The organism is Streptomyces sp. NPDC001027, from assembly GCF_040299045.1.
Taxonomy (GTDB): Bacteria; Actinomycetota; Actinomycetes; order Streptomycetales; family Streptomycetaceae; genus Streptomyces.
On record NZ_JBEPBI010000530.1, the window covers coordinates 1 to 1,983 of the forward strand.

The window sequence follows — 1,983 nt, forward strand, 5'->3', positions numbered from 1 at the left end:
GAGTGGAGTTCTGATGTGTGCTCTTCGGTTCTGTCGTGGAGGCCGGCCCGGGCCGTTACGGATCGGCCCGGATGCCGGCCGTCCACGAGGACCTCCTGACCGTCCCCGGCGCGGTCCCCCTGCTGAACGGCACGGGCATGCGCTCGGTCGTCACGGTCCCGCTGAAGGTCGAGGGCCGTCTGACCGGCTCCCTGGGCGTCGCGGCCGAGGCACAGGGCCGCTACTCCAACGAGGAGGCCCTGCGCCTGCAGTTCGCGGCCGACCGCATCGCGCTGGCCGTGGAGTCGGCCCGCCTCGGCGAGCTGGAGCGCCTTCGACGGGGCTCCCTCAGCTTCCTCGTCGAGGCGTCCGACCTGCTCGCCGGCACTCTGGACCGCGACCAGACCCTCGCCCTGATGGCCCAGATGACCGTGCCGACGCTGGCGACCTGGTGCGCGGTGTACACGATCGCCGACCAGGCCTCCGACCCGTACCTCTCCTACGTCCTGCACGAGGACGAGGAGCTGATCGACGGCATCAAGTCGTTGCTCTCGAAGATCGCCCCGCCCGACCCGGTCCCGACGCCCGGCGCCCGCGTGTGGGGAGCCCCCGCCGCGGCGGCGCACGACGCGGCCCTGCGCAGTTCCATGCGCAGCCTCGGCCTGACCGGCGGCCCCACCCATCAGGTGGCCTCGGGCATCGGCCCCACCCTCGCCACGGCCTCCGCCGTCGGCGGCGAGACCGTCGTCCTTCCCCTGGTCGCCCGCAACCGTGTCATCGGCATGCTGACACTCGGCAAGCCCACCGACGAGCACTTCCGTCAGGAGATCCTGGAGCTGGCGGAGGACCTGAGCCGCAGAGCGGCCCTCGCCCTCGACAACGCGCGCCTGTACTCGGAGCGCACGGCCATCAGCCAGGCGCTCCAGCGCAGCCTCCTCCCCCCGGAGACCCCCAAGATCGACGGCGTCGAGGTGGAGGTCATCTACCGCGCCGCCGGAGAGGGCAACGAGGTCGGCGGCGACTTCTACGACGTCTTCCCGATCCGCGAAGGCGTCTACGGCTTCGCGATCGGCGACGTCTGCGGCACGGGACCGAACGCGGCGGCGGTCACCGGCCTCGCCCGGCACGCCCTTCGCCTGCTGGCCAGGGAAGGCCTCAGCGGCCCGGCCGTCCTCGAGCGTCTCAACTCCGCCATCCTCGACGAAGGCGCTCGCAGCCGCTTCCTGACCCTCCTGTACGGCGAGATGCGCCCGCACGACGACGGCAGCGCGGAGTTGAAGGTCGTCTGCGCGGGCCACCCGCTGCCCCTCCGCCTCCGCCAGGACGGCACGGTCGAACCGGCCGCCGAACCCCAGCCGCTGCTGGGCGTCATGGAGGACCTGGAGCTGTACGAGCAGACCGTCACCCTCGACCCGGGCGACGTCCTGCTCTGCGTCACCGACGGAGTCACCGAGCGCCGCGAGGGCACGCGCATGCTGGGGGACGACGGCCTCGCCGACGTTCTCACCACCTGCACGGGTCTCACGGCCGGCGCGGTCGCCGCCCGCATCATGCGAGCGGTGGAACGCTTCGCGTCCGACGCCCCGTCGGACGACATGGCGATCCTGGCCATGCGCGTGGCATGAGAGAAGACCGGCAATGAGAAAAGCCTCCACCCGAACGGGTGGAGGCTTTCTCTTTGTGGAGCCCCCTAACGGAATCGAACCGTTGACCTTCTCCTTACCATGGAGACGCTCTGCCGACTGAGCTAAGGGGGCTGGTCACTTGTCGAGGTTTCCCTCGCGGCAACGGAATAGAGCATACCCCGAAGGACCCGCTGTTCTCAAACTCGCTCACAGCCCGATCTGAAGCGATCCTGGACCGTCGCCGGACAGGCCCGCTCGAAGGCGTCTTGCGCCCTTGACCGAACCGTGAAACGCCGGCCGTCGACGACCGATTAGCCCTGCCGTGAACGCAGGAAACCCCCGTGCCGAATGGCACGGGGGTTTCCTACAATGATTGTTC

Annotated in this window: 1 tRNA gene and 1 pseudogene; one reads left to right on the forward strand and one right to left on the reverse strand. The window is 70.0% G+C overall.

What is annotated here, in order from left to right:
- Positions 1–35: 35 nt before the first annotated feature.
- Positions 36–1,604, forward strand: a pseudogene (locus ABT300_RS43570) (SpoIIE family protein phosphatase); the annotation flags it as partial.
- Positions 1,605–1,660: 56 nt separating this feature from the next.
- Here the strand turns inward: ABT300_RS43570 and ABT300_RS43575 are convergent.
- A tRNA-Thr gene (locus ABT300_RS43575) sits at positions 1,661–1,736 on the reverse strand.
- Between the last annotated feature and the right edge of the window lie 247 nt (positions 1,737–1,983).